This is a genomic window from Azospirillum endophyticum, from assembly GCF_016595245.1.
Classification (GTDB): Bacteria; Pseudomonadota; Alphaproteobacteria; order Azospirillales; family Azospirillaceae; genus Azospirillum; species Azospirillum endophyticum.
In genome coordinates this window covers 1-24,326 of the sequence record NZ_JAENHM010000007.1, presented here as the reverse complement: position 1 = coordinate 24,326, position 24,326 = coordinate 1, and the positions used below count along the sequence as shown (strand labels likewise).

The following is a 24,326-nucleotide window of genomic DNA, read 5'->3' as shown; positions in this document are numbered from 1 at the left end:
TCAGCCCTCCGCCTGCCAGACGGTGCGGCCGTCGACGATGGTGCGCAGCGGCCGGCCCTGGACCGGGCGGTCCTCGAAGGGCGAGTTCTTCGATTTCGACTGGAAGCGGCTGACGTCGATCCGCCATGGCACATCGAGGTCGAAGACCACGAGATCGGCCGGCGCGCCCTTGACGATGCGACCGACGGCCAGGTCGAGGATCGCCGCCGGGTTGGCGGTGACGCAAGCCAGAGCCTTCAACAGCGGCATCCTGCCCTTGTGGACCAGTTCCAGCGTCAGCGGGAACAGGGTTTCCAGCCCGATGACGCCGGGAGCGGCCTGGGCGAAGGGCAAGCGCTTCTGGTCCTGGTCCTGCGGCACATGGTCGGATGCGATGGCATCGATGGTGCCGTCGGCCAGACCCTCGACGATGGCGCGGCGGTCCATCTCGCCGCGCAACGGCGGGGAAACCTTGGCATAGGTGCGGTAGTCGCCGACGTCGGTCTCGGTCAGGGCGAAGTAATGCGGGGCGGTGTCGCAGGTCACCGTCAGCCCGCGCGCCTTGGCGCGGCGGATCAGGTCGACGGATTCACCCGTTGAGACATGGGCGAAGTGCAGGCGCCCGCCGGTCAGTTCGGCCAGCCGCAGGTCGCGTTCGATCATAATGATCTCGGCCTCGCGCGGGATGCCGACGAGGCCGAGGCGGGTGGCGATCTCGCCGGAATTCATCATGCCGCCCGACGCCAGCGACGGCTCTTCCGGATGCTGGACGATCAGCTTGCCGAAGGTCTTGGCATAGCTGAGTGCCCGGCGCATCGTCTTGGCACTGACGATGGCCTTGGTGCCGTCGGTGAAGGCCACCGCGCCGGCTTGGCCCAGCAGGCCCATCTCGGTGATCTCGTTGCCTTCGGTGCCGCGGGTGGCGGAGCCGTAGGCGAAGACCTTGACCAGCTTCACCTCGCGGGCGCGGCGCGCGATGAACTCCAGCCCGGCGACCTCGTCCAGCACCGGATCGGTGTTGGGCAGCAGCGCCATGGCGGTGATGCCGCCGGCCGCCGCGGCACGCGAGGCGCTCTTGATCGTGTCCTTCTCTTCCTCGCCGGGTTCGCCGATCAGCACGCGCATGTCGACGAGGCCGGGGGCGAGGCACTGGCCGCCGAGGTCGATCACCTCCGCGCCCTCGGGCATGGAGTCGCCGAACAGGCCGGGGCCGAAATCGGCGATGGTCTCGCCGTCGATCAGCAGGTCGCCGTGCTGGTCGAGTCCCGTTGCCGGGTCGAGCAGGCGGGCGTTGCGGTAGACGATGCGGGGAGGCGTCGGCGCATTCATCGGGCGGCTCCCGCAAGGTCGGATTGTCGGCGTTCGCGGGTCAGCAGGTCGAGCACGGCCATGCGCACGGCGACGCCCAGCTCCACCTGATCGAGGATCATCGAGCGCTTGAGGTCGTCGGCGACCTCCGAATCGATCTCCACGCCGCGGTTCATCGGACCGGGATGCATGATGACCGCGTCGGGCTTCGCGACCTCCAGCTTCTCGTAATCGAGGCCATAGAAGTAGAAGTATTCGCGGGTGGAGGGGACATACTGTCCGCTCATCCGCTCGGTCTGCAGGCGCAGCATCATCACCACGTCGGCATCGCGCAGCCCGGCCTTCATCGAGTGGTGGACCTCGACGCCCAGCCTCTCGATCTGCGAGGGCAGCAGCGTCGGCGGCGCCACGCAGCGCACCCGCGCCCCCATGGCGTTCAGCAGGTGGATGTTAGAGCGTGCGACGCGGCTGTGCAGGATGTCGCCGCAGATCGCCACGATCAGCCCGTCCAGCCGGCCGAGGCGGCGGCGGATCGCCAGCGCGTCGAGCAGGGCCTGGGTCGGGTGCTCGTGGTGGCCGTCGCCGGCATTGATCACCGAGCAGTTGACCTTGTCGGCCAGCAGCTTGACCGCGCCCGAATCGGCGTGGCGCACCACCAGCGCGTCCAGGTGCATGGCGTTCAGCGTCATCGCCGTGTCGATCAGGGTCTCCCCCTTCTTCACCGAGCTGCTGTCGGTCGACATGTTGATGACGTCGGCCCCCAGCCGCTTGCCGGCCAGCTCGAAGCTGGTGCGGGTGCGGGTGGAGTTCTCGAAGAACAGGTTCACCTGCGTGCGGCCGTCCAACAGGTTGGACTTCTTCACCGGGCGGCGGTTCTGCTCGACATAGCCATCGGCGAGGTCGAGGATGCGGGTGATCTCGCCGGCCCGCAGCCCCTCGATTCCGAGGAGGTGGCGGTGCGGGAAGACCGTGTCGGGGGGCGGGGTCGCGCTCATGGGCGCGGACTATAGGAGCGGTCCGTTACGCCCGCAAGCCGTTCAAGGCGGCGCTTTTCAGACCGCCTCCGCCTCTTCGAACAGCCAGTCGCGGAAGGCCTTCACCTTGGGCCGGGAAAAATAATGCTGCGGCGCGACCACGTAGTAGGCGAGGCTTCCCGGCAGCCGCACCTCGAACAGGCGGACCAGCCGCCCGGCCGCGATGTCGTCGGCCACCAGCACGCCGCGGGCCAGCGCGATCCCATGGCCGTTGATCGCGGCCTGCAGCGTGAAGGACGAATCGTCGAACCGCAGGCCGCGTTCGGTGTCCACCCCCTCGATCCCCGCCGAGCGGCACCACACCGCCCAGGAGATGTTGTAGTCGTCATGCAGCAGCGTGTGGTGCCGCAGATCGTCCGGATTCACCAGCGGCCGGCTGCCGGACAGCAGCGACGGATGGCCGACCGGGAAGATATCCTCGGTCAGCAGCCGCTCGACCCGCAGATCCGGCCACAGGCCGTTGCCGAAGCGGATCGCCAGATCGACGTCGTGGCGGGCGAAATCCACCACCTGCGCCGTGCTGTGGACCCGCACGTCCATCTCCGGATGGCGCTTCTGGAAACGCATCAGCCGCGGCACCAGCCATTTCGAGGCGAAGCTGGGCATGGTGGAAATGGTCAGCGTGCCGCTGCTGTCGGCGCGGATCAGCCGGTCGGTCGCCTGGGACAGCGTGTCCATCGCTTCGCGCACCGGCGGCAGATAGCTCTGCCCGGCTTCGGTCAGCGCCAGCGCCCGGTTCATTCGGCGAAACAGCGGTAATCCGAGCCACTCCTCCAGCGCCTTGATCTGGTGGCTGACGGCGGCCTGGGTCACATGCAGCTCGTCGGCGGCTTTTGTGAAGGAAAGATGGCGGGCAGCGGCTTCGAAGGCGCGGAGCGCGTTCAGCGGAGGCAGGCGGCGGGACATGAGAGAACCGGACCGGGGGGTGGTTTCGGATTAGAAGAGCTAATCGATTCTATGAGAAAGGGTCGTTTGTCGGCAAGCCGCCTCTGCACCATTCTCAAGTCCACAAGCGATCTGACAACCGGAGCGGCGAGGCCGAAGCCCCGCTCCCCATCCAGCCAAGGGAAACGGATCATGGCAAAGGGAACGCACTCTTCTATGTCCGGCGCGGAGCTGTTCGTCCGCAAGCCGCTTCCGGCGGGCACCGGTTTGGGCCAGCAGGTCGTCGCCCTGTTCGACCGCCTCGCGACCTGGAACGAGCGCCGCCGGCAGCGCCGGGCGCTGGAGGCTTTGCCCGACCACCTGCTGTCGGACATCGGCATCTCCCGCGCCGACGCCGACCATGAAGCCGAAAAGCCGTTCTGGCGGGGCTGAGGGGTGGGCGAAGCGACGAAGGGCGGGGAGGGGGAGCGGGTCTGGACCGGCGGTTGCCTGTGCGGCGGCGTGCGCTATGCCATCGACATCCATCCGGAGCCGATCTCCTTCTGCCACTGCCCGCAATGCCGGCGCCAGCACAGCCATGTCGGCGCCTACACCGGCCTGCCGCGTGCGGCGTTGCGTCTGCTGAACGACGCGACGCTGACGTGGTATGCCTCTTCCGACCGGGCGCGGCGCGGCTTCTGCGCGCATTGCGGCGCCGGACTGTTCTGGGAGGCGGTTGGCCAGCCCGAAGGAGAGGGCGGGCCGCGCATCACCGTGACCGCCGGCAGCCTCGACGATGCGTCCGGACTGTGGGTGGAGCGCCACATCTTCGTCGACCAAAAGGGTGCCTATTACGACATCGGCGACGACGGCGTCGAACGCCGGACCAGCACGGGGGAGGTCGTGGAATGACGGAACGGGGTAACGCGCTGTCCGGAGGCTGCCTGTGCGGCGGCGTGCGCTTCCTGCTGGCCGAACGGCCGGATGGGGTGGTGACCTGCCATTGCGGACAGTGCCGCCGTTTCCACGGGCATATCGGCGCCTACGTCACCGTGCCGCGCGACACCGTCACCTTCGATGCAGACGGCACGCTGGCTTGGTTCCGCTCCTCCGACATCGCGGAACGCGGATTCTGCGGCCGTTGCGGTTCCTCCCTGTTCTGGAAGGGCGACGGCAAGACCGAGATCGAGATCGCCGCCGGCAGCCTGGATCAGCCGACCGGACTGACGACGCTGCGGCACGGCTATGTGGCCGGGAAGGCCGATTACTACGACATCACCGATGGACTGGAACAGTTCCCCGGATCATCGGAAGCCGAGTAGGCGGGCAGGGGCTCAAGTCACGAGGCGACGGTTGAAGACGGCCGCATCCCGGGAGGGTGCGCGTTTCCGTCGCAGGTGCGTTGCGGACGCCGAAGGGGCCTTTTCATTTGACCCTGGAAGACTAGGGTGAGAATGATTTTCAGCTGCAAAGGCCTATCAGCCCCCGAGGTTTTCCGCGAATGCGCCGTGTCTCCCTGCTCTCCGCCGCCTGCGCCGTCGCCCTGTCCGGCGCCGCCCTGATCCATTCCGCCCCGGCGCGGGCCGACGATGCGGTGACCATCGTCATCAAGGACCACAAGTTCGAGCCGGCCGAGGTCAAGATCCCCGCCAACAAGCGGGTGACCCTGCTGGTCGACAACCAGGACGCCACGTCGGAAGAGTTCGAAAGCGGCGAGATGAAGGTCGAGAAGATCGTCGGCGGCCGCAAGCAGATCAAGGTCATGGTCGGTCCGCTGAAGCCGGGGCGCTATCCCTTCTTCGGTGAATTCCACGAGGCGACGGCGCAGGGCGCCGTGATCGCCGAGTGACGCAGCCTTGAGGCAGACCGCCCCGTACCGGAGACGACCATGCTCGCCAGTCTGATCATCGTCTTTCGCGAGGTCCTCGAAGCGGGCCTCATCGTCGGCATCGTGCTGGCCGCGACCCAGGGAGTGCCCGGGCGCGGACGCTGGATCGCGCTCGGCATCGTCGGCGGCATCGTCGGATCCTGCATCGTCGCCGCCTTCGCGGACGCGATCAGCTCGATGTTCGCGGATACCGGGCAGGAACTGTTCAACGCGACCGTCCTGCTGATCGCGGTGGTCATGCTGGCCTGGCACAACGCCTGGATGGCGCAGCATGGCCGTGAACTGGCGCGCGACATGAAAGCGGTCGGACATGCGGTGCAGAGCGGCGAGAAATCGCTGGCGGCGCTGGCGATTGTGATCGGCGTCGCCGTGCTGCGCGAGGGCTCGGAGATCGTGCTGTTCCTGACCGGCATCCTGGCTTCCGAGGAGGGAGGCATCGCTACCGTGGCGGCCGGTGGGCTGGGCGGCGTGGCGCTCGGTGGGCTGGTCTCGGTCCTGCTCTATGCCGGGCTGGTACAGATCCCGACGCGTCACCTGTTCGCCACCACCACCTGGCTGCTGACCCTGCTGGCCGCCGGCATGGCGGCGACGGCGGTCAATTTCCTGGCGCAGGGCGGCATCCTGATGTCGGGTGGAACCGTGCTGTGGGACACGTCCGGCATCCTGCGCGACAACAGCCTCGTCGGGCAGGCCCTGCATGTCCTGGTCGGCTACACCGACCGTCCGACGGAAGCCCAGCTGATCGCCTATGTCGGCGTCGTGGTCGCCATCCTCCTGCTGACCCGCTGGGCGGCCAGCGGCAACCCGCCGTCCAACCGTTCGCGCGTAGCGTCGGCGGCCGAATAATCAATTGCATGAAGATGTATGGCCAGACTGATGGTCAAGTGTCTGGTATCGGCTGCTGAAATCGCGCCATAGTGCCCCCCTCGACAGGCGGGTGGCGGGGACTATGGCGGAGCTGGTGACGTTGGTTGTGCTGCTAGCGGCGATGGTGGTCGCCGTGCCGGTGGCGAAGCGGTTGGGGTTCGGTGCGCCGCTCGGCTATCTTGCCGCCGGGCTGGCGGTCGGACCGGCCGGATTGGGTTTGGTGACCAACGTGGGCGCGATCGCCCATGCCTCGGAACTCGGCGTCGTCATGCTGCTGTTCCTGATCGGGCTGGAGTTGAGGCCGGCCCGCCTGTGGGTCATGCGGAAATCAGTGCTGGGTCTGGGTGGGGCGCAGGTCGCGGTGACCGGTGCCGCGATCGCAGGATTGTGCGCGGTTGGGCTTGGGCTCCCTTGGCCGACGGCCGTGGTGCTGGGCTTCGGCTTCGCCCTGTCCTCCACCGCCATGGCGCTGCCGATGATGGCGGAGCGCGGGCTGCTGGCCAACCAGTCGGGGCGCAGCGCCTTCTCCATCCTGCTGTTCCAGGATCTCGCCATCATCCCCGCGGTGGCGCTGCTGCCGTTGCTGGGCACCGGCAGCGTTCCCCAGGCCGACGGCGCGTGGCTGGCGGTGGCCAGAGCGGTGGTCGCGGTCGCCCTGGTGCTGATCGGCGGACGCTATCTGCTGCGCCCGATCTTCCATGCCGTCGACCGGGCCGGCGCGCCGGAGATCTTCACCGCCACCGCCCTGCTGATCGTCATCGGCACCGCCGTGCTGATCGAGGAGGCCGGGCTGTCGATGTCGCTGGGCGCCTTCATGGCCGGCGTCCTGCTGTCGGATTCGGAATACCGGCACGAGGTGCAGGCCGATATCGAACCCTTCGAGGGCTTGCTGCTCGGCCTGTTCTTCGTCTCGGTCGGGATGGCGGCCGACGTGCCGACCCTGCTGGCGCATCCGATCCGTTTCCTCGGCCTCGCGCTGGCGCTGCTGGCGGTGAAGGCGGTGGTGATGATGGTTCTGGCCCGCCTCTCCGGCGTGCCGTGGGCGGGAGCCATGCGGATGGCGACGGTGCTGAGCCAGGGCGGCGAATTCGGCTTCGTGCTGTTCGGGTTGGCGGTCGGCGGCGGCGCCATGGCCGGGGAGCAGGCGTCGGCGGCCATGCTGGTCGTCACGCTGTCGATGCTGGCGACGCCCTTCCTGTTCGCGGCGGAGGAGCGCTGGCTGGCGCCGCGTCTGCTGACGGGCAAGCCCAAACGTCCCTACGACACCCCGCCCGATGAAAACCCGCCGGTCATCATCTGCGGTTTCGGCCGGGTGGGGCAGGTCGTCGGTCGCGTGCTGCGGATGCGCGGCATCCCTTTCACCGCGCTGGAAAGCAGCGCGGCCCAGGTCGATTTCGTCCGCAGGTTCGGCAGCCAGGCCTATTACGGCGACCCCACGCGCGTGGAACTGCTGCGCGCCGCCGGGGCGGAGAAGGCGCAAGTCCTGGTGGTGGCGTTGGACGACATGGAGCAGTCGCTGCGCGTGGTGGAGATGGCGAAGCGCCATTTCCCCAACCTGACCATCTTCGCCCGGGCGCGAAACCGTCGGCACGTCCATCATCTGATGGACCGCGGCGTCACCCACATCGTGCGCGAGACCTTCGATTCCAGCATCCGCCTGACCGGCGACGTGCTGCGGCAGATGGGCATGGCGGAAGGCGAGGTGACGCGGACCCTCGAGACCTTCCGTGCCCATGACGAGCGCACGCTGATCCGCCAGCATGCCGTCCACAATGACGAGACCAAGCTGATCCAGACCTCCCGCGATGCCGCCGCCGAGCTTCAGTCGCTGTTCGAGGCCGACCGGGAGGACGCGGGCGAAGGACAGGCCGAGGCGAGGACGGTGAGGGCCTAGCCGATCAGCAGGCTGTCGTCGCTGATCTCCGCCCCGCCGCGCTGCTTGGCGAACAGGGCCAGCAGGTGCGGCACGTCCAGTCCGGCGCGCTCCTCGCCCGCCACGTCGAGGACGACGCGGCCCTCGTGCAGCATCAGCGTACGGTCGCCGTAATCCAGGGCCTGCCGCATCGAATGGGTGACCATCAGCGTCGTCAGGCGGTTGTCGCGGACGATGCGGCGGGTCAGGTCGAGGACGAAGTCGGCGGTGGCGGGGTCGAGCGCCGCGGTATGCTCGTCGAGCAGCAGGATCTTGGAGCCGGCGAGCGTCGCCATCAGCAGGCTGACGGCTTGGCGCTGGCCGCCGGACAGCAGGCCCATGCGGTCGTGCAGCCGGTTCTCCAGCCCCAGCCCCAGCGCGGCGATGCGGTCGCGGAAGCCCTTGCGGCGGTCGCTGCCCAGCGCCAGCCCCAGGCCGCGGCGGCGTCCGCGGGCGGCGGCCAGCGCCATGTTCTCCTCGATGGTCAGGGCGGCGCAGCTTCCCGCCATCGGATCCTGGAAGACGCGGGCGACCAGACCGGCGCGGCGCGGCGTGTCCCACCGGGTGACGTCGGCGCCGTCGATGGAAATGCGCCCCTGCTCCGCCAGGACGTCGCCGGCCAGCGAGCCGAGGAAGGTCGATTTTCCGGCGCCGTTGGAGCCGATGACGGTGACGAACTGGCCTTCCGGGATGCTCAGGTCGACGCCGCGCAGCGCATGCTTCTCCAGCGGCGTGCCGCGCCCGAAGGTGACGTGGATGTCCTCGACGGCGATCATCTGGCGGCTCCCGGATTGCGGGCGGTGCTACGGGATGCCTTGGCTTTCAGGCGCGGCAGGATCAAGGCGACGGCGACCAGCACCGCGGTCACCAGATTGAGGTCGGAAGCCTGCAGGCCGATGGAGTCCGCCGACAGCGCCAGCTGGACCGCAAGGCGGTAGAGGATCGAACCGACGACGCAGCCGACCAGGGCCAGGGCCAGGGCGCGGGCGGGCAGCACCGTCTCGCCGACGATCACGGCGGCGAGCCCGACGACGATGGTGCCGATGCCGGTGGTGACGTCGGCGAAGCCGTTGGTCTGGGCGAACAGGGCGCCGGCCAGACCGGTCAGGGCGTTGGACAGGGCGATGCCGGCATAGACATGGGCGTCGGTATCGACGCCCTGTGCCCGAGCCATCCGCGCGTTCACCCCGGTCGCACGCATCGCCAGCCCGAATTCGCTGGAGAGGAAGCGGGCCAGCAGCAGCACGACCGCCGCCACGATGGCGCCGACCACCAGGGGGCGGACGATGTGGTCGGGCACCCCCAGCCCGTAGAAGGGCGTCAGCACCGTATCCTGCATCAGCAGCGCCACGTTCGGCCGCCCCATGACCCGCAGGTTGACGGAGAACAGCGCGATCATCGTCAGGATGCTGGCGAGCAGATGCAGGATCTTGAAGCGCACGTTCAGAGTCGCCGTGACCAGCCCGGCCGCCGCCCCGGCCAGCGCCGCGGCGAGGCTGGCGAGCCACGGGTTGACTCCGGCGATCAGCAGCACCGCGCAGACGGCCGCCCCCAGCGGAAAGCTTCCGTCCACCGTCAGGTCGGGGAAGTCGAGGATGCGGAAGGACAGATAGACGCCGATGGCGACCAGCGCATAGACGAGGCCGATCTCGATGGCGCCGAAGAGGGCGATTTCTGACATTGCGGTGCTTTTGAAGAAGTCTTGCCGGCAGGGATGGTCGGAGGCGGGAGCCTTACTGTCCGACCACCTTGGTCGCGCGCTTCACCACCGCGTCGGGCAGGGTGACGCCCATGGCGGCGGCGGATTTCGGGTTGACGAACAGATCGGTGCCCTTGGCGAGCGTCACCGGGATATCGCCCGGCTTCTCGCCCTTCAGGACCCGGGCGACGATGGCGCCGGTCTGCTTGCCGACCTGGAAATAATCGAAGCCGATCGAGGCGACCGTGCCGCGGGCGACGCTGTCGGTGTCGGCGGAGAAGATCGGCAGCTTGGCCTGCTGCCCGACGGCGATGACGCTCTCCAGCGCCGAGACGACGGTGTTGTCGAGCGGGATGTAGACGGCATCGGCCTTGCCGACGAGGCTGCGCACCGCCTGCTGGGCGTCGGACGATTTCGGCACGGAGGCCTCGACGACGCTCAGGCCGGCCTTCGCCGCCTCGTCCTTCAGCGCCTTGACCAGCACGACGGAGTTCGGCTCGCCGGGGTTGTAGAGGACGCCGATGCGCTTGGCCCGCGGCAGGATCTCGCGGATCAGCGCCACATGCGCCCCCACCGGCGCCATATCGGACAGGCCGGTGATGTTGGCGCCGGGCTTGTCCATCGACTTCACCATCTGCGCCGACACCGGATCGGTCACCGCGGTGAAGACCACCGGGATGTCGCGGGTCGCCGCCGCCACCGCCTGGGCCGAGGGGGTGGAGATCGGGACGATCACGTCGGGGCGGGAGCCGGCGAACTGGCGGGCGATCTGGGCGGCGGTGGCCGGGTTGCCCTGCGCGCTCTGGTATTCGACCTTCAGGTTCTGGCCCTGGACGTAGCCGGCGTCCTTCAGTGCCTCGACCACGCCGTCGCGGGTCGCGTCGAGCGCCGGATGCTGGACGATGGCGGTGATCGTTACGGTCTTGCTCTGCGCCATCGCCGAAACCGGCGCGGCGATCGGGCCGACGAAAGCGGCGAGGGCCGCCGCGGTGCACAACAGGCGGGTGAAGGACATGGCTCAAGTCTCCGGAACGCGAAGATCTTCCCCTAGACCGCGCGGACGCCGCCGTCAACTCGGCAGCGGAAGTGTGGAGACCGAGGACGCAGGCATGACCGCCCTGTCCGCAATCGGGGATGTGGTCTGTCCGCAAAGAGCCTATATTGCGGGCAACACGGAAGGAGTGGTCATGATCGCAGGAACCGGAACGGCTCCATCGAAGTTTCTCGCCTCGGTCCGCGGCCTGATCGGCAACTGCCCCAACTGCGGCCGTGGCAGGCTGCTGCGGAATTTTCTGAAGCCGGTCGATCACTGTTCGGCTTGCGGTGAGGCCTACGGCCACCTGCGTGCCGATGACGCGCCGCCCTGGATGACGATCCTGATCGTCGGGCACATCGTCATCCCATCCCTGCTGTCGGTCGAGCAGACCTACGAGCCGCCGACCTGGGTTCACCTGGCGGTCTGGCCCTTGCTGACCGTGCTGCTGTCGCTGCTCCTTCTGCCGCGCTGCAAGGGACTGGTGCTCGGGCTGCTGTGGAGCACGGGGGCACCGGGGTCGGAACGCGGGTAGGGCGGTTCGATCGGGGCTGGATACGAAAACGGCACCGCGCAGCTGTGCACGGTGCCGTTTCCTTGCCTGGCATGAGCCCCGCTGTCCGACGGAGCCGCCGGTCTCAGCGCGCGCTCGGCAGCGCCGTGCCGTGGCCGGCACGGGCGCCGGACAGGCTGGCGCGCAGCTTGCCGAACAGCTCGCGCAGGTAATCGGCGCGCATCTGGCGGGCGGCCAGCATGATTTCGTCGTGGGTGCGGAGGTCGCGCGGGTCGTTGGTGAACGTGTTCATGGCTTTGGGAATCTCCACGTGAGGTGAGAGACGTCCACTCCCTTGGGTTCGTTTGCTTTGTGAATCCTAAGATAGGGCAGAGCCACTGCCCCAAGAAGCGCAGCCCACGCAAAGCCGCCAGACGATTTCCGTATCAGCTGACTCAATCAACGGAGGTGCGAACTATTGCCGCAGGACACTGTGCGCGGCCTGTCGGACAACAGTTCGCCGTCCCGATCACTTGCGGTCCCGCGCACCGTCCACCGCGACATTGCGATCCGAGACGATCCGGTCGTCGCCGTCACCGCCCGTCCGTCCCGGCGGATGGTCGGGCTGGCGCGGCGGCAGCGGACCGGTGCCGAGGCCGCCGGCCTCCTCGCTGCCGGGAATGCCGAAATCCTCGTCCGGCTGGTCGATGGGGCCACCGGCGCCGGGCCCGATGATGCGCTGGAAGCCCTGGATTTCCTCGTCCACATCCGGGTGGTCGCGCGTCTCGCGGATGTCCAGGGGGATTTCGCGTTCGTCGATGCCGCCACTGTCGCTGGGGCCGGTCGCGTTGCCGATGTTCCGGTCGTCCCTGCGCCGATCATCGATGGAACGGTCGTCTCCGGCGCGGTTGCGATCGCTGGTGGACATGGGCGCTCTCCCGTCTGTCAGGTCTGAGGTTTCAGCTTCCCTCAACAGGACGGGAGGACACTCGTCACAGTCCGCACATCGAACCAGCCGCCGACGCTGTGGCGCAGGTCCTGCCTGCGGTCCTGCTCGGGTGCCGGCGCGATGTCCCACAGCCAGGACATGTCCGGGGCGGGCAAGGCGAGGCCCCAGGTCGAATCCTCGACCTCCGTCACGCTGCCGCCGTGGAGCCACGAGGCATCGATGTCGGTGAACAGGGCCGCGCGCTCGGCGACGGCGGCCAGCCAGCGCAGATGGCCGTGGACCATGCGCAGGGCGAAGGCGAGCCGCTCCGTCTCTCCGATGCCCGGAGCGTGCCGTTCCACCGCCTCCAGCGGCAGCAGCGGCAACTGGGACAGCAGGTTGCACGACACCGCGAACCTGAACGGGCCGTCCTGCGGCGTCGGCGGTTCGAATCCGGTGGGCAGCGGGGCGCCGCGGTCCAGCGCCACCGCAAGCGGGGCCAGCGCGCCGCTGACGTCCGTCTCCACCAGGCGGACGTTGGCCAGGCTCGCCGCGCGCCGGCGCACGGCACGGCTGTGCAGGATATCCACCAGGACCACCTCGTCGAACCGGGCGGCCAGCGCGTCGAGCGGGATTTCGATCAGCAGCCCCGATCCGGCGACCAGCGCCCGCCCGCCCGGATCCGTCCGCTGCATCGCCTGATCGACGAAGCGGTGGCAAGCGGCGACATGCGGAGCCCAGGCCCGGCTCTGACGGCGATAGCGGGCGCCGAGCGCAACCATCTCCGACAGGTAACCGAAACGGCGGGCCAGCGGTGGGCAGGGCGTGGTCAGATATTCGAAGGCTTCGCGCAACATCGCCGGCTTTCCCCTCCCTACAACCTCTCCTCCGGTCTCGCCCTTCGGCCTTCTCGCCCCTTGACCGGCGGCGACGGCAAGGTACCTATGGCGCCATGGTCGAGATCAAGAGGAAAGCGGCCCTGGTGACCGGGGCCGGCAAACGCATCGGGCGGGCCATCGCGCTCGATCTGGCGAAACAGGGCTGGGACGTCGCCGTCCACTACCGAAGCTCGCGCGCCGAGGCCGATGCCGTCGTCGCGGAGATCGAGCGGGCAGGGGGCCGCGCCATGGCCTTCGCCGCAGACCTGGACCGCGAGGCGGAGGTCAAGACGCTGGTGCCGGCGGCAACCGAGCGGCTGGGCCCGCTGACCCTGCTCGTCAACAATGCCTCCCGCTTCGAACGCGACGAGGTCGCCGACGTGACCCGCGAATCCTGGGACGCCCATATGGAAGCGAATCTGCGGGCACCCTTCGTGCTGTCGCAGGATTTCGCGTCACGGTTGCCGGAGGACGAAGGCGGGCTGATCGTCAACGTGATCGACCAGCGCGTCTGGAATCCGACGCCGCATTTCGTTTCCTACACGCTGTCGAAGATGGGGCTATGGGCGCTGACCCGCACGATGGCATTGGCGCTTGCGCCGCGCATCCGCGTCAACGGCATCGGTCCCGGTCCCACCCTGCGCAACGATCGCCAGACGGAGGAGGAGTTCGCCGCCCAGTGGGATGCGACCCCCCTGCAGCGCGGCACCACGCCGGAAGAGATTTGCGCCGCCATCCGTTTCCTGATCGCCGCACCGGCGATGACCGGCCAGATGATCGCGCTGGACGGCGGGGAGCATCTGGGATGGGCGCAGCCGCTGCATGGCTTCGTCCCCAACGAATAGCCGCCGGTTACACGATTTGAACATGGAGAGGGCGACCCCGCCGAGTGCGGGGACGGGGAGCGGGGCAAGACCCCGTTGGTGCGGTGCGGCGAAAGCGACCGCGCGTTTTACACAGGTGCCCCACCCCGCGCAAGAGGCGCCTGCAGCCCTGCGACAATTTTGTAGCTACGCGTCGAATGCCCTGCTTGACTTGAAGCTGACCTAAGGAAATCAAGGAGTTAGGTAAAATGCCCAAAAAATAGGCGGAGGCATGCGATCCCTTGCGGCGCTTGGCTCCGAACGGGCTACTCACTCCGTTATCGACAAACTTATCCACAGGTTTCGTGGATATTCTTCAGGAGGGGTGAGTCGCTCCGCATGCGCAAGGCATGTGCCCAACGGTTGACCCGGGACGGCCGGTCGACGACATTCTGGTCATGTCCGAAACGCATTCCTCCGCTCCCCTGGATTCCCCTTCGGCCGATGCCGCCGGAGGCGATGCGAGCGCTCCTGCCGCCGAGGCACCGGCTGACGCCGGTGTGGCCGCGCGTCCGAAGCGGCGCCCGGCCGACATCGACCGGGGCGTCGAGATCATCCGGGAGCATCTGAAGACCCTGCCGCAGACTCCGGGCGTCTACCGCATGCTGGCGGGTGACGGGGCGGTCCTGTATGTCGGCAAGGCGCGCAACCTGAAGCGCAGGGTGACCAACTACACCCAGGTCGGAAAGCTGCCGGTCAGGCTCCAGCGCATGGTCGCGGAGACCGAGACGATGGAGTTCGTCAACACCCACACCGAGGTGGAGGCGCTGCTTCTCGAATCGAACCTGATCAAGAAGCTGATGCCCCGCTACAACGTTTTGTTGCGGGACGACAAGACCTTTCCGCACATCATGATTACCAAGGACCATGATTATCCGCAGCTGACCAAGCATCGCGGCGCGCGCGGGCGCGACGCCGACTATTTCGGTCCATTCGCCTCGGCCGGCGCTGTGAACCGGACGATCACGGCGCTGCAGCGCGCCTTCCTTCTGCGCAACTGCGCCGACACGGTGTTCGCCGCCCGCACCCGCCCCTGCCTGCAGTACCAGATCAAGCGCTGCACCGCGCCCTGCGTCGGCCGCGTCAGCCCGGCGGAGTACCAGGCGCAGGTGGACCAGGCGCGCGCCTTCCTGTCGGGCAAGAGCCGCGACATCCAGACGGAATTCGCGGACCGCATGATGGCGGCCTCCGAGGCGATGGATTTCGAGACGGCGGCGCGCTACCGCGACCGTATCCGCGCGCTGACCGCCATCCAGGCCCACCAGGACATCAATGTCGAAGGGGTGGTGGAGGATGCCGACGTCATCGCCGCCTATGCCGAGGGCGGGGTGACCTGCATCCAGGTCTTCTTCTTCCGCGGCGGGCGCAACTACGGCAACCGGGCCTATTTCCCCAGCCATGACAAGGCGGCGGAAACCGACGAGGTGCTGGCCGCCTTCATCGCCCAATTCTATGAGAACAAGGCCGCCCCGCCGCTGGTTCTGGTCAGCCACGCGCTGCCGGAGCTGGACCTGCTGACCGAGGCCCTGGCCGTGCGCGCCGGGCACAAGGTCGAGCTGGCGGAGCCCAAGCGCGGGGAGAAGCGGCGGATCGTCGAGCATGCCCTGACCAACGCGCGCGAGGCGCATGGGCGGCGGCTGGCCGAAAGCTCCAGCCAGGCACGCCTGCTGGAGGGGGTGGCCGCCGCCTTCGGCATGGACGGACCGCCCGAGCGGGTCGAGGTCTACGACAACTCCCACATCCAGGGGGCTCACGCCATCGGCGGCATGATCGTCGCCGGGCCGGAGGGCTTCATCAAGAACGCCTACCGCAAGTTCAACATCCGGAACGAAGGGGCGGCCGGCGACGATTTCGCCATGATGCGCGAGGTGCTGACCCGCCGATTCGGCCGGGCGATGAAGGAGGACCCGGAGCGTAGCCTGGGAAGCTGGCCCGATCTGGTGCTGATCGACGGCGGCCTCGGGCAGTTGAACGTCGCGCTGGAGGTGTTCGCGGAACTGGGCATCGACGACGTCACGCTGGTCGGCATCGCCAAGGGACCGGACCGCGATGCGGGGCGCGAACATTTCTTCATGGAGAATCGCCCGCCCTTCCAGATGGAGCAGCGCGATCCCGTGCTGTATTTCCTGCAGCGGCTGCGCGACGAAGCCCATCGCTTCGCCATCGGCACCCATCGGGCCAAGCGGACCAAGGCCATCGGCAAGTCGCCGATCGACGAGGTCGCCGGCATCGGACCCGCCCGCAAGAAAGCCCTGCTGCACCATTTCGGCAGCGGCGCGGCGGTGGCGCGCGCCGGGCTTGCCGATTTGGAGGCGGTGGAGGGGATCAATCGGACCGTTGCGAAAAAGATATACGATCACTTCCATCCCGATGGTTAGAATGCGGGCATCTGCAAACAGCCGGCTCTCCCACGGGCGCCGTGCGGCGACATCCTCCAGCGGTTCGAGTTTTCCGTCATGCTGACCAGCCTGCCCAACCTGCTGACCCTGTCGCGCATCGCGGTGATCCCGGTGGTGGTCGGGCTGTTCTACGTGCCGGAGGCTTGGGCCGCCTACACCGCCTGCTCGCTCTATGCCGCGGCCTGCATCACCGACTGGTTCGACGGCTATCTGGCGCGGGCCTGGGCGCAGGAAAGCGTGATCGGCAAGTTCCTGGACCCCATCGCCGACAAGCTGCTGGTGGCGGCGACGCTGATCATGCTGGCGGGCTTCCATCGGCTGACCGGCTTGTCGATCCTGCCGGCAGTGGTGATCCTGCTGCGCGAGGTGCTGGTGTCGGGCCTGCGCGAGTATCTGGCCGGCCTGCATGTCGGCGTGCCGGTGACCTGGCTGGCGAAATGGAAGACGACCATCCAGATGATCGCGCTGGGATTCCTGATCGTCGGCGATTATGGTCCGGCGGAATTGCCGGTGACCTTCATCGGTACGGTCGGGTTGTGGATCGCCGCCGCCCTGACCTTCTACACCGGATGGGATTACATGCGCGCCGGACTGACCCACATGATGGCCGAGCAGCCGGCGAAGCCCGGGGCCGCCCGTTCCGCCCGCAGCGCCGGCTGAGAGTTTCCGACATGAAAATCTTCGGGCTGACCGGCTGGAGCGGCAGCGGCAAGACCTCGCTGATGGTGCGGCTGATCCCGGCGCTGACGGGCCGGGGCTTGCGGGTCTCGACGGTCAAGCATGCCCACAAGGGCTTCGACATCGACCATCCCGGCAAGGACAGCCACAATCATCGCCTGGCCGGTGCCACCGAGGTTCTGGTCAGTTCGCCCCGCCGCTGGGCGCTGATGCACGAGCTGCGCGATGGCGAGCCGGAACTGACGCTCGATCAGCTGATTGCCAAGGTGGCTCCTGTCGACCTGCTGCTGATCGAGGGCTTCAAGCGCGACCGCCATGAGAAGATCGAAGTCTGGCGGGCGGATGTGGACAAGCCGCTGATCGCGCCGGAGGATCCGACCATCGTCGCGGTGGCCAGCGACAGCCCGGTCCCCGGTTGCACCGTGCCGGTGCTCGATCTCAACGACGCGGAGGCGGTCGCTGCCTTCGTGGTGGAGCGTTGCGGCCTGAGGTGAGGCTGCGCCGTCGCCCGTTCGACGCGGCAAGAGACACGGCATGGACACCATACCTTCCCACGGGCCGCAGGGGCTCGAACGCCGTGACTACCGGCTGGCGATCTTCGACTTCGACGGCACGCTGGCCGACTCGTTCCCCTGGTTCGTCGGCGTCCTGAACGGAGTCGCCGACCGCTATGGCTTCAACCGTGTGCAGGCCGGCGAGGTCGAGCGTCTGCGCGGCTACGATGCGCGGCAGATCATGCGGCACCTGGGCGTATCGAACTGGAAGCTTCCCTTCATCGCCAACCATATGCGCGAGTTGATGGCGCGCGACATCGACGGCATCGGGCTGTTCGACGGTGTGCCCGAGATGTTGCGGGTGCTGAATGGCCGTGGCGTGACCGTCGCCATCGTCAGTTCGAACTCGGTGGAGAACATCCGCGGCATCCTGGGGGCGGAGGCGGCCGGTCGGGTCGCCCATTTCGGCTGCGGCGCCTCGCTGTTCGGCAAGGCGGCAAAATTCCGCAAGATGCTGCGGATGACCGGAGTTCCGGCCGACCAGGCCGTCGCCATCGGCGACGAGGTTCGCGACATCGACGCGGCGCGAAAAGTTGGAATCGGCTGTGCCGCGGTGACCTGGGGGTATGCGCGCGGCGATGCGCTGGCGGCACGGCGGCCGGACAGGCTGCTGACCCGTGTGGAGGAAATCCCCGGCCTGTTCGGCGGCTGAATGCCACGTCCCGGAAACCACGCCTTTTCCCTCTTCGCACCCGGCGCCGCAGCGGACTAGAGTGGCGGCCATGGTGCAACTCGACAATGATTGCTTCGCCTTCGGCGGGCCGATGATGGCGGTGGATCCGGCGCTGGCGCTGCTGACCGGACGGATCGGGCCGGTGACGGCGACCGAAACCGTAACGCTGACCGATGCGCTGGGCCGGGTGCTTGCCGCCGATCTGGTGGCCCCCTTCAACGTGCCGCCGCATGACAACGCCGCGGTGGACGGATACGCGGTGTTCTTCGACGATCTTGTCGCTGCCGGGGTCGCCGCTGGGGCCGCCGATGCGCCGACCGTGCTGCCGGTCACGGGGCGGGTCGCCGCCGGTCAGTGGCTGGGCCGGCCGGCGATGCGGGGGGAGGCGGTGCGCATCTTCACCGGCGCACCGATGCCGGCCGGCATGGACACCGTCTTCATGCAGGAGGATTGCCGCAGCGACGGCGCCACCGTCACCTTGCCGGCGGGCATCCGTCGCGGCGTCAATCGGCGGCTGGCGGGGGAGGATGTGCGCGAGGGCTCGGTCGTGCTGGCCGCCGGGCGCCGCCTGCGGCCGGAAGACATCGCGCTCGCCGCCTCGCTCGGCCACGCGGCGCTGGCGGTGCGCTGCCGCCTGCGGGTGGCGGTCTTCTCCACTGGCGACGAATTGCGCCAGCCCGGGCAGGCGCTGGAGCCCGGTGCCGTCTATGACGCCAACCGCTTTGCCTTGATCGCGTTGCTGAGCAGGCTGGGCTGTGCCGTCACCGACCTCGGAATCCTGCCCGACCGGTTCGAGACCATTCGCGACGCTCTGGCGGCGGCGGCCATGGGCCATGATGCGCTGATCACGTCCGGCGGCATGTCCACCGGGGAGGAGGATCACGTCAAGCCGGCGGTCGAGGCCAACGGCCGGCTGGATTTCTGGCGGCTGGCGATCAAGCCCGGCCGGCCGGTGGCGCTGGGCCGCGTGCGCGACGCCGTCTTCGTCGGGCTGCCCGGCAACCCGGTGGCGGTGGTGGTGACCTTCCTGCGCATCGCCCGTCCGATCCTGCTGCGGCTGATGGGGGCGATGGACGAGACGCCACGGCCGATCCCGGTTCGTGCCACCTTCGCCCACAAGAAGAAGCCGGGCCGGCGCGAGTTCCTGCGCGGATCGCTGACCCGCGCCGACGATGGCGCGCTGGAGGCGACGAAATACCCGCGCGACGGCGCCGGCGTCCTGTCGTCCCTCGTCGAATCCGAGGGATTGATCGAACTGCCGGAGGACCTCGCCCGGGTCGAACCCGGCATGACCGTCGATTTCCTGCCTTTCAAAGAATTCCTGTAGGGGTCGCGTGATGAAGATTCTCTATTTCGCCTGGCTGCGCAGCAAGATCGGCGTGCCGACCGAGATCGTGGAGCTGCCGCCGGAGGTCAGCACCGCCGGTGCGCTGGTCGATTGGCTGAAGACCCGCAGCCCCCGCCACGCCGAGGCGCTGGCCAACAGCAAGGTGGTCAAGGTGGCGGTGAACCAGGAGCATGTGCCCTACGACCACCCGATATCCGCGACCGACGAGGTCGCTTTGTTCCCGCCGGTGACGGGGGGCTGACGCCATGGCGATTCGCGTCCAGGCCGGGGATTTCGACGTCGGTGCCGAATATGCCGCCTTCACGGCAGGCCGCACCGGCATCGGCGGGGTCGTCATGTTCGTCGGGCTGGTGCGCGACATCGCCGGGGGGGCCGCGGTCAGCGCCATGACGCTGGAACATTACCCCGGCATGACCGAGAAGCAGCTGGAAGCCATCGAGGAGGAAGCGCGCCGCCGCTGGCCGCTGGACGACGTGCTGGTGATCCACCGCCATGGCCGGCTGGAGCCGGGCGACCGCATCGTGATGGTCGCCACCGCGTCGGCTCACCGCGACGCGGCCTTCGAGTCCTGCCGCTTCCTGATGGACTGGCTGAAGACCAAGGCCCCCTTCTGGAAGCTGGAAGCCACGCCGGAAGGGGAGCGCTGGGTCGAGGCGAAGGACAGCGATGATGCCGCGGCAGCGCGGTGGGCTGAGAAGACCTGAGCCTCCGCCTATCCTGGAGAGGGCGGCGCTTCGATTCTCAACCAACCTGGGGACCGGCCACTCACGCGTGGCCGGCTTCGCCCGACAGCATCGAGACGCTGACGCCCAGCTTGCCGATGGCGCGTTCCCACTTGGCATCCAGATCGGTTTCGAACAGCAGCTTTTCGTCGCAGGGCACGTTCAGCCAGCCGTTGGCCTGGAATTCCGCGTCGAGTTGACCCGGTCCCCAGCCGGCGTAGCCGAGCAGCAGCAGGTTGCGGCGCGGACCGCGGTCTTCGGAGATGGCGCGCAGGATGTCGATGGTGGCGGTCAGCGCCACCTCGTCGTTCACCACCAGCGTGCCGTCGCGGACGTAGTCGGTGGAGTGCAGGACGAAGCCGCGGCCCGACTCGACGGGACCGCCGTAATGCACCGGCAGATTGTTGACCGGCTGCGAAATATCCATGTCGAGCTGTTCCAGCAAATCCTCGAAGGTGATCGACCCGAACAGCCGGTTCACCACCAGACCCATTGCGCCGTCTTCATTGTGGGCGCAGACATAGATGACCGTACGCTGGAAACGAGGGTCCTCCATTCCGGGCATGGCGATCAGCAGCTGGCCGGTCAGCGATTCCGTGGTCCTGGAGTCCGGAGACTTGGTCAGGCGCGGCATGGGCGATAATCCTTGTCGTCGGTCCGGTGCGGAAGCCCGCCTCCGTCCGTACGGTCGGTTGTGGTTGGCGCTCTGGCGACGCTTTCACCGGAGTGTGACAGCACCGGCCGAGCTTTGTCACCATTATATGGGCTATCATATAGGGTGTCGGGGACGCGGATGCGCCCCTTCCAGGGAAGAGAACAGTGCGCGCGATGAAAAGACATGTCCTCGCCCTCCTGCTGCTCCCGGCCATGCTGGCCGGCGGCGGCGTATCCGGCTTCGCGCAGGATGTGGATGGTCGAGAGGGGGTTGGCGCCTGGGTCAAGGCCGGACAGGTCGAGGCGCGTCTCGTGTCGGCGGTGCGCGCCACCGGCGACCTGACGGCGCTGCCGCTCGGGCTCGAACTGCGGCTGGAGCCGGGCTGGAAGACCTATTGGCGCACTCCCGGCGACGCCGGATTCGCCCCGCGCCTGGATTGGAGCCGGTCGAACAACCTGGGTGGGGCGACGCTGTCCTATCCGGCGCCGCACCGCTTCTCCGTCCTGGGATTCGAGACGGCGGGTTACGACACCGCGGTCCTGTTTCCGATCCAGGGCACGCCGACCACGCCCGGCAAGCCCGTCGATCTGGCGCTGAGCGCGGAGCTCCTGGTCTGTTCGGAAATCTGCGTGCCGCAGACCCTGGACCTCGCATTGGCGCTGCCGGCAGGACCGGCCGGGCCGAGCGAGGTCGCCAACGACGTCGCGCGCGCCCAGGCGCTGGTGCCGAAGGGGCCGAACGGGCTGCTGCGCATCGAGTCGGTGCAGGGCAAGGGTGGCGCGCTGGAGGTCGAAGCGACCGCCATCGACGGATTCGTCACACCCGACCTGTTCGTCGAAACCGATCCGCCGCTGACCTTCTCCGCTCCCAAGGCGGTCTTTTCCGACAATGACCGCCATGTCCGCCTGACGCTGGCGGTGACCGATCCGTCGCCGGGCCTCGACCTGTCCGGTCGGGCGATGACGCTGACCCTGGTCGACGGCGACAAGGCGGTGGAGGCGCCGGTGACGGCATCGGCCGGCAGCGGCGCCTCCGGCGGCGGCGGGGCCGGGCTGGCGGCGATGCTGGGGGTGGCGCTGCTGGGCGGGCTGGTCCTGAACCTGATGCCCTGCGTCCTGCCGGTGCTGTCGCTGAAGCTGATGTCGGTGGTCAAGCATGGCGGCCGCGCCCCTGCGGCGGTGTGTGCCGGCTTCCTGGCGAGTGCGGCCGGCATCCTGGCCTCGTTCCTGCTGATGGCGTCGGTGCTGGTGGGGGTGAAGGCGGCGGGCGGGGCGGTCGGCTGGGGCATCCAGTTCCAGCAGCCATTGTTCCTGGTGTTCATGGTCGTGCTGGTCACGCTGTTCTCCGCCAATCTGTGGGGGCTGTTCGAGGTGCCGCTGCCGCGCGTCCTGGCTGACCGGCTGGGCGGCGACGGGCTGGCCGGCCCTTTCGCCACCGGCATGTTCGCGACTCTGCTGGCGACCCCCTGTTCGGCGCCCTTCCTGGGCACGGCGGTCGGATTCGCGCTGTCCAAGGGGCCGGTCGAGATCTATGCGATCTTCGCCACGTTGGGCGTCGGGCTGGCGCTGCCCTATCTGGCGGTGGCCGCTTGGCCGCGGGTGGCCGGCTGGCTGCCGCGGCCGGGGCGCTGGATGGCGACGCTGAAGATCGTGCTGGGCTTCGCGCTGATGCTGACGGCGCTCTGGCTTCTGTCGGTGCTGACCGCGCAGATCGGCGAGGTCGCCGCCGCCACGGTCGGGCTGCTGATGGCGGCGCTGGTGCTGGCGCTGTGGGTGGGGCGGAGTGCGCGCGGCGCCGCCCGGGCCGCCGGGCCGATGCTGGCAGGCGTGCTGGCGATCGTCGCCTTCGCCATGCCGGCGGTGGTCGGCCCGTCGGCAGGGGCGGCACCGGTGGCCGGCGACTCCAAGGCGCGCTGGGTGCCCTTCGCCGAACCGACGATCCGCGAGCATGTCGCCGCCGGCCGCACGGTCTTCGTCGATGTCACCGCCGACTGGTGCATCACTTGCCAAGCCAACAAGAAGCTGGTTCTCAATCGCGGCGAGGTCGCCCAGCGGCTGGAGGAGTCGGGCGTGGTGGCGATGCGGGCCGACTGGACCCGTCCGGATGCGGCGATCGCGAAGTTCCTGGCCGACCATGGCCGGTACGGCATCCCCTTCAACATCGTCTATGGACCCGGCGCGCCGGACGGCATCGCCCTTCCGGAACTGCTGAGTGACGGTGCGGTGCTGGAAGCGCTGAGCAAGGCGGCCGGCCGCGCGTCCTGATTGGCTGTCCGGCCAAGTCAGAAAAGGCCTATGGCTGTTGCGGCTATTCTGCGGTAACAGGGCGCCTCCGGGAGGAGGCTCCCGTGCCAAGAGGACGAAGATGGACGATCAGATCAACTGCCCGCAGTGCAATTCAGAGAATGCCTATCATGACGGGAGCCTGTGGAACTGCCCCGACTGCGGGCATGAATGGAACCCGGATACGGCTGCCGCCGCGGATGCCGGGGGCGGGCAGGGCGTGCGCGACGCCAACGGCAATCCCTTGAGCGACGGCGACAGCGTCACGGTGATCAAGGACCTGAAGGTCAAGGGATCGTCGCTGGTGGTCAAGGGCGGGACCAAGGTGAAGAACATCCGCTTGGTGGACGGGGTCGACGGACACGACATCGCCTGCAAGATCGACGGCATCGGCGCCATGAACCTGAAGTCGGAATTCGTGAAGAAGGCTTGATCCCGCGGCTTTGCCGGGCCAACCACGCCTTGCGGCCCTTCGCCGCGGGGGATAGAAGGGATGCGGGGCCGGGACCCGCAACGACGGTCCGGTCGAACCCAGAAAACGGGTCAAACCCAAATACGGGACGGGCCCAAAAACGGGAAGGGTTAGAGACGATGAGCATCCAGGTTGGCGATACCATTCCGTCCGTCACGCTGAAGTGGCTGACCGACAACGGCATGCAGGAAGTGACGACGGACGAGCTGTTCAAGGGCAAGAAGGTCGTCCTGTTCTCCGTCCCCGGCGCCTTCACCCCGACCTGCTCCGCCAAGCACCTGCCGGGCTTTGTCCAGCAGGCCGACGCGCTGAAGGCCAAGGGCGTCGACAGCATTATCTGCCTGGCGGTCAACGACCCGTTCGTGATGCGCGCCTGGGGTGACAAGGGCGCGGTCGGCGACAAGGTCGCGATGCTGCCGGACGGCAACGCCACCTTCACGACCGCTCTCGGCCTGACGATGGATGGCTCGGGCTATGGCCTGGGCACCCGCGGCCAGCGCTTCGCCCTGGTGGCGGAGGACGGCAAGGTCACCCACGTCGCCGTCGAGGCCCCCGGCAAGTTCGAGGTGTCGTCGGCCGAAGCGGTGCTGGAGAAGATCTGAGGTAGGAAGCAACTCCCTCTCCCGCCCCAGTAGAGGGAGGGGTAAGGGGTGGTGCAAGGAACCATGCAGTTCGGGATCCTTGCTTTGCCCCTCACCCTCCCCACTTCGTGGGTCCCCTCCCTCTCCCGGGGCGGGCTACGGCATGCACAGATCTCGCTTCTGCGAACGAGATGCAACTTTCTCTAGCGAATATCC

The 24,326-nt window shown here is 68.2% G+C and carries 28 protein-coding genes; 18 read left to right on the top strand and 10 right to left on the bottom strand.

Annotation, left to right across the window (positions count from 1 at the left end; translation table 11 throughout):
• The 3 genes from JHL17_RS01670 to JHL17_RS01660 are packed head-to-tail and all read right to left on the bottom strand — an operon-like array spanning window position 1 to window position 3,227.
• Entirely contained in the window at window positions 1–1,308 is a 1,308-nt protein-coding gene (locus JHL17_RS01670) for a dihydroorotase (RefSeq protein ID WP_200190320.1), read from the bottom strand.
• Window positions 1,305–2,282 (bottom strand): aspartate carbamoyltransferase catalytic subunit, encoded by a 978-nt coding sequence (locus JHL17_RS01665; RefSeq protein ID WP_200190319.1) that lies wholly within the window; start codon window positions 2,280–2,282, stop codon window positions 1,305–1,307. Before JHL17_RS01665 ends, JHL17_RS01670 begins: the two co-directional genes overlap by 4 nt.
• A 57-nt stretch (window positions 2,283–2,339) precedes the next feature.
• A complete protein-coding gene (locus JHL17_RS01660) occupies window positions 2,340–3,227 on the bottom strand; it encodes a transcriptional regulator GcvA (protein WP_200190318.1) in 888 nt (295 codons plus the stop codon).
• Window positions 3,228–3,422: 195 nt separating this feature from the next.
• Between JHL17_RS01660 and JHL17_RS01655 the strand changes: the two genes are divergently transcribed.
• From JHL17_RS01655 to JHL17_RS01630, 6 genes are all read left to right on the top strand, one after another.
• A complete protein-coding gene (locus JHL17_RS01655; RefSeq protein ID WP_247893255.1) occupies window positions 3,423–3,638 on the top strand; it encodes a DUF1127 domain-containing protein in 216 nt (71 codons plus the stop codon).
• A 3-nt stretch (window positions 3,639–3,641) separates the two neighbouring features.
• Window positions 3,642–4,097, top strand: a complete 456-nt coding sequence (locus JHL17_RS01650) for a GFA family protein (protein WP_200190316.1) — start codon at window positions 3,642–3,644, stop codon at window positions 4,095–4,097.
• A complete protein-coding gene (locus JHL17_RS01645) occupies window positions 4,094–4,507 on the top strand; it encodes a GFA family protein (protein WP_200190315.1) in 414 nt (137 codons plus the stop codon). Before JHL17_RS01650 ends, JHL17_RS01645 begins: the two co-directional genes overlap by 4 nt.
• A 179-nt stretch (window positions 4,508–4,686) precedes the next feature.
• On the top strand, window positions 4,687–5,034 hold the full coding sequence (locus JHL17_RS01640; RefSeq protein ID WP_200190314.1) for a cupredoxin domain-containing protein: 348 nt from the start codon (window positions 4,687–4,689) through the stop codon (window positions 5,032–5,034).
• 39 nt (window positions 5,035–5,073) lie between these two features.
• Window positions 5,074–5,919 carry an FTR1 family iron permease gene (locus tag JHL17_RS01635; RefSeq protein ID WP_200190313.1) on the top strand — a complete coding sequence of 282 codons (846 nt, stop codon included), beginning with the start codon at window positions 5,074–5,076 and terminating at the stop codon, window positions 5,917–5,919.
• A gap of 115 nt (window positions 5,920–6,034) precedes the next feature.
• Window positions 6,035–7,834 (top strand): monovalent cation:proton antiporter-2 (CPA2) family protein, encoded by a 1,800-nt coding sequence (locus tag JHL17_RS01630; protein WP_345773739.1) that lies wholly within the window; start codon window positions 6,035–6,037, stop codon window positions 7,832–7,834.
• Here JHL17_RS01630 and JHL17_RS01625 read toward each other — a convergent pair.
• The 3 genes from JHL17_RS01625 to JHL17_RS01615 are packed head-to-tail and all read right to left on the bottom strand — an operon-like array spanning window position 7,831 to window position 10,566.
• Window positions 7,831–8,628 carry an ABC transporter ATP-binding protein gene (locus tag JHL17_RS01625; protein WP_200190311.1) on the bottom strand — a complete coding sequence of 266 codons (798 nt, stop codon included), beginning with the start codon at window positions 8,626–8,628 and terminating at the stop codon, window positions 7,831–7,833. The genes JHL17_RS01630 and JHL17_RS01625 overlap by 4 nt on opposite strands.
• Window positions 8,625–9,533, bottom strand: a complete 909-nt coding sequence (locus JHL17_RS01620; protein ID WP_200190310.1) for an ABC transporter permease — start codon at window positions 9,531–9,533, stop codon at window positions 8,625–8,627. The genes JHL17_RS01625 and JHL17_RS01620 overlap by 4 nt, the downstream gene beginning before the upstream one ends.
• Window positions 9,534–9,585: 52 nt before the next feature.
• Window positions 9,586–10,566, bottom strand: a complete 981-nt coding sequence (locus JHL17_RS01615; protein ID WP_200190309.1) for an ABC transporter substrate-binding protein — start codon at window positions 10,564–10,566, stop codon at window positions 9,586–9,588.
• Between the two features lie 172 nt (window positions 10,567–10,738).
• On the opposite strand from JHL17_RS01615, the gene JHL17_RS01610 reads away from it, so the two are divergent.
• A complete protein-coding gene (locus JHL17_RS01610; RefSeq protein WP_200190308.1) occupies window positions 10,739–11,119 on the top strand; it encodes a DUF983 domain-containing protein in 381 nt (126 codons plus the stop codon).
• 103 nt (window positions 11,120–11,222) lie between these two features.
• Here the strand turns inward: JHL17_RS01610 and JHL17_RS01605 are convergent, their stop codons facing one another.
• From JHL17_RS01605 to JHL17_RS01595, 3 genes are all read right to left on the bottom strand, one after another.
• Window positions 11,223–11,390: an RSP_7527 family protein gene (locus tag JHL17_RS01605; protein WP_200190307.1), complete on the bottom strand. Its 168-nt coding sequence runs from the start codon at window positions 11,388–11,390 to the stop codon at window positions 11,223–11,225.
• A 216-nt stretch (window positions 11,391–11,606) separates the two neighbouring features.
• Window positions 11,607–12,005, bottom strand: coding sequence for a hypothetical protein (locus JHL17_RS01600; protein ID WP_200190306.1), 399 nt, complete (start codon window positions 12,003–12,005; stop codon window positions 11,607–11,609).
• Between the two features lie 41 nt (window positions 12,006–12,046).
• Complete coding sequence (locus JHL17_RS01595; RefSeq protein ID WP_200190305.1) at window positions 12,047–12,862, bottom strand: hypothetical protein; 816 nt, start codon at window positions 12,860–12,862, stop codon at window positions 12,047–12,049.
• 95 nt (window positions 12,863–12,957) lie between these two features.
• Here JHL17_RS01595 and JHL17_RS01590 point away from each other — a divergent pair, with 95 nt between their 5' ends.
• From JHL17_RS01590 to moaE, 8 genes are all read left to right on the top strand, one after another.
• Window positions 12,958–13,728 carry an SDR family oxidoreductase gene (locus JHL17_RS01590; RefSeq protein WP_200190304.1) on the top strand — a complete coding sequence of 257 codons (771 nt, stop codon included), beginning with the start codon at window positions 12,958–12,960 and terminating at the stop codon, window positions 13,726–13,728.
• 416 nt (window positions 13,729–14,144) lie between these two features.
• Window positions 14,145–16,124 (top strand): excinuclease ABC subunit UvrC, encoded by a 1,980-nt coding sequence (gene uvrC / locus JHL17_RS01585; protein ID WP_211113276.1) that lies wholly within the window; start codon window positions 14,145–14,147, stop codon window positions 16,122–16,124.
• 78 nt (window positions 16,125–16,202) lie between these two features.
• The gene (pgsA, locus tag JHL17_RS01580) at window positions 16,203–16,805 is read left to right on the top strand and encodes a CDP-diacylglycerol--glycerol-3-phosphate 3-phosphatidyltransferase (protein ID WP_109049932.1); all 603 of its coding nucleotides are present in this window, start codon (window positions 16,203–16,205) and stop codon (window positions 16,803–16,805) included.
• Between the two features lie 11 nt (window positions 16,806–16,816).
• Window positions 16,817–17,317 (top strand): molybdopterin-guanine dinucleotide biosynthesis protein B, encoded by a 501-nt coding sequence (gene mobB, locus JHL17_RS01575; RefSeq protein ID WP_200190303.1) that lies wholly within the window; start codon window positions 16,817–16,819, stop codon window positions 17,315–17,317.
• Window positions 17,318–17,357: 40 nt separating this feature from the next.
• On the top strand, window positions 17,358–18,029 hold the full coding sequence (locus JHL17_RS01570; RefSeq protein ID WP_200190302.1) for an HAD hydrolase-like protein: 672 nt from the start codon (window positions 17,358–17,360) through the stop codon (window positions 18,027–18,029).
• 70 nt (window positions 18,030–18,099) lie between these two features.
• Window positions 18,100–19,377, top strand: coding sequence for a molybdopterin molybdotransferase MoeA (locus JHL17_RS01565; RefSeq protein ID WP_200190301.1), 1,278 nt, complete (start codon window positions 18,100–18,102; stop codon window positions 19,375–19,377).
• Between the two features lie 10 nt (window positions 19,378–19,387).
• Window positions 19,388–19,639: a molybdopterin converting factor subunit 1 gene (gene moaD, locus JHL17_RS01560; RefSeq protein WP_200190300.1), complete on the top strand. Its 252-nt coding sequence runs from the start codon at window positions 19,388–19,390 to the stop codon at window positions 19,637–19,639.
• Between the two features lie 4 nt (window positions 19,640–19,643).
• Window positions 19,644–20,102 carry a molybdopterin synthase catalytic subunit MoaE gene (gene moaE / locus JHL17_RS01555; protein ID WP_200190299.1) on the top strand — a complete coding sequence of 153 codons (459 nt, stop codon included), beginning with the start codon at window positions 19,644–19,646 and terminating at the stop codon, window positions 20,100–20,102.
• 61 nt (window positions 20,103–20,163) lie between these two features.
• On the opposite strand, the gene JHL17_RS01550 is transcribed toward moaE, so the two are convergent.
• Window positions 20,164–20,754, bottom strand: coding sequence for a YqgE/AlgH family protein (locus JHL17_RS01550; protein WP_200190298.1), 591 nt, complete (start codon window positions 20,752–20,754; stop codon window positions 20,164–20,166).
• A gap of 194 nt (window positions 20,755–20,948) precedes the next feature.
• On the opposite strand from JHL17_RS01550, the gene JHL17_RS01545 reads away from it, so the two are divergent.
• The 3 genes from JHL17_RS01545 (at window position 20,949) to JHL17_RS01535 (ending at window position 24,131) form a co-directional block, all read left to right on the top strand.
• A complete protein-coding gene (locus JHL17_RS01545) occupies window positions 20,949–23,039 on the top strand; it encodes a protein-disulfide reductase DsbD family protein (protein ID WP_200190297.1) in 2,091 nt (696 codons plus the stop codon).
• A gap of 100 nt (window positions 23,040–23,139) precedes the next feature.
• Window positions 23,140–23,490, top strand: a complete 351-nt coding sequence (locus tag JHL17_RS01540; RefSeq protein ID WP_200190296.1) for a zinc ribbon domain-containing protein YjdM — start codon at window positions 23,140–23,142, stop codon at window positions 23,488–23,490.
• 158 nt (window positions 23,491–23,648) lie between these two features.
• On the top strand, window positions 23,649–24,131 hold the full coding sequence (locus JHL17_RS01535; RefSeq protein WP_200190295.1) for a peroxiredoxin: 483 nt from the start codon (window positions 23,649–23,651) through the stop codon (window positions 24,129–24,131).
• The last annotated feature ends 195 nt before the right edge of the window (window positions 24,132–24,326 follow it).

Coding starts and splice junctions, on each gene's coding strand:
- JHL17_RS01635 (WP_200190313.1), top strand. CDS start 5,074: ATGCTCGCCAGTCTGATCATCGTCTTTCGCGAGGTCCTCGAAGCGGGC.
- JHL17_RS01550 (WP_200190298.1), bottom strand. CDS start 20,754: ATGCCGCGCCTGACCAAGTCTCCGGACTCCAGGACCACGGAATCGCTG.
- JHL17_RS01620 (WP_200190310.1), bottom strand. CDS start 9,533: ATGTCAGAAATCGCCCTCTTCGGCGCCATCGAGATCGGCCTCGTCTAT.
- JHL17_RS01615 (WP_200190309.1), bottom strand. CDS start 10,566: ATGTCCTTCACCCGCCTGTTGTGCACCGCGGCGGCCCTCGCCGCTTTC.
- JHL17_RS01660 (WP_200190318.1), bottom strand. CDS start 3,227: ATGTCCCGCCGCCTGCCTCCGCTGAACGCGCTCCGCGCCTTCGAAGCC.
- JHL17_RS01670 (WP_200190320.1), bottom strand. CDS start 1,308: ATGAATGCGCCGACGCCTCCCCGCATCGTCTACCGCAACGCCCGCCTG.
- JHL17_RS01540 (WP_200190296.1), top strand. CDS start 23,140: ATGGACGATCAGATCAACTGCCCGCAGTGCAATTCAGAGAATGCCTAT.
- moaE (WP_200190299.1), top strand. CDS start 19,644: ATGGCGATTCGCGTCCAGGCCGGGGATTTCGACGTCGGTGCCGAATAT.
- JHL17_RS01600 (WP_200190306.1), bottom strand. CDS start 12,005: ATGTCCACCAGCGATCGCAACCGCGCCGGAGACGACCGTTCCATCGAT.
- JHL17_RS01535 (WP_200190295.1), top strand. CDS start 23,649: ATGAGCATCCAGGTTGGCGATACCATTCCGTCCGTCACGCTGAAGTGG.
- JHL17_RS01545 (WP_200190297.1), top strand. CDS start 20,949: ATGAAAAGACATGTCCTCGCCCTCCTGCTGCTCCCGGCCATGCTGGCC.
- JHL17_RS01625 (WP_200190311.1), bottom strand. CDS start 8,628: ATGATCGCCGTCGAGGACATCCACGTCACCTTCGGGCGCGGCACGCCG.
- JHL17_RS01655 (WP_247893255.1), top strand. CDS start 3,423: ATGTCCGGCGCGGAGCTGTTCGTCCGCAAGCCGCTTCCGGCGGGCACC.
- JHL17_RS01595 (WP_200190305.1), bottom strand. CDS start 12,862: ATGTTGCGCGAAGCCTTCGAATATCTGACCACGCCCTGCCCACCGCTG.
- JHL17_RS01605 (WP_200190307.1), bottom strand. CDS start 11,390: ATGAACACGTTCACCAACGACCCGCGCGACCTCCGCACCCACGACGAA.
- JHL17_RS01640 (WP_200190314.1), top strand. CDS start 4,687: ATGCGCCGTGTCTCCCTGCTCTCCGCCGCCTGCGCCGTCGCCCTGTCC.
- JHL17_RS01645 (WP_200190315.1), top strand. CDS start 4,094: ATGACGGAACGGGGTAACGCGCTGTCCGGAGGCTGCCTGTGCGGCGGC.
- JHL17_RS01610 (WP_200190308.1), top strand. CDS start 10,739: ATGATCGCAGGAACCGGAACGGCTCCATCGAAGTTTCTCGCCTCGGTC.
- pgsA (WP_109049932.1), top strand. CDS start 16,203: ATGCTGACCAGCCTGCCCAACCTGCTGACCCTGTCGCGCATCGCGGTG.
- uvrC (WP_211113276.1), top strand. CDS start 14,145: ATGTCCGAAACGCATTCCTCCGCTCCCCTGGATTCCCCTTCGGCCGAT.
- JHL17_RS01565 (WP_200190301.1), top strand. CDS start 18,100: ATGGTGCAACTCGACAATGATTGCTTCGCCTTCGGCGGGCCGATGATG.
- mobB (WP_200190303.1), top strand. CDS start 16,817: ATGAAAATCTTCGGGCTGACCGGCTGGAGCGGCAGCGGCAAGACCTCG.
- JHL17_RS01590 (WP_200190304.1), top strand. CDS start 12,958: ATGGTCGAGATCAAGAGGAAAGCGGCCCTGGTGACCGGGGCCGGCAAA.
- JHL17_RS01570 (WP_200190302.1), top strand. CDS start 17,358: ATGGACACCATACCTTCCCACGGGCCGCAGGGGCTCGAACGCCGTGAC.
- moaD (WP_200190300.1), top strand. CDS start 19,388: ATGAAGATTCTCTATTTCGCCTGGCTGCGCAGCAAGATCGGCGTGCCG.
- JHL17_RS01665 (WP_200190319.1), bottom strand. CDS start 2,282: ATGAGCGCGACCCCGCCCCCCGACACGGTCTTCCCGCACCGCCACCTC.